This window comes from Hydrogenophaga sp. (assembly GCF_051860785.1).
Classification (GTDB): domain Bacteria; phylum Pseudomonadota; class Gammaproteobacteria; order Burkholderiales; family Burkholderiaceae_C; genus Hydrogenophaga.
In genome coordinates, this window is sequence record NZ_JBIMLB010000050.1 from 1 (window position 1) to 539 (window position 539).

Consider the following 539-nt stretch of genomic DNA (forward strand, 5'->3'; position numbering starts at 1 on the left):
GAAGGCCGCGCCCGCGAGGATCAGCGCCATCATGCAATAGAGGCGCGTCGCGCCCAGCAGCGCTTCCTTGAAGCTGTGCCAGGACAACGAGCCCTGCACGCCCGAGATCACCATCGCGCCCACCACGCCCACGGCCGCGGCCTCGGTGGCCGTGGCGATGCCCGCGTAGATCGAACCCAGCACCGCGGCGATCAGCAGCGCCACCGGGATCAGCGACATCGAGGCCTTGAGCTTCTCGACGAAGGGCAGCCTGGCGTCCGCGGGCGGCACGCGCTCGGGATGGCGCAGGGCCCAGAACGCGATGTAGCCCGAGAACAGCAGCGCCAGCAGGATGCCCGGCACGATGCCCGCGATGAACAGCCGCGCGATCGACACGTCGGCGCTGACGCCGTAGACGATCATGATGATCGACGGCGGGATCAGCAGGCCCAGCGTGCCGGCGCCGGCCAGCGTGCCGATCACCATGTCGTCGGGATAGCCGCGGCGCTTGAGCTCGGGCAGGCTCATCTTGCCGATGGTGGCGCAGGTCGCCGCGCTCG

General features: G+C 70.1%; 1 protein-coding gene. It reads right to left on the reverse strand.

The features are described 5' to 3' along the window. On the reverse strand, window positions 1–539 hold a 539-nt coding region (locus ACTIF6_RS26845; RefSeq protein WP_439590749.1), incomplete at both ends, for a TRAP transporter large permease subunit.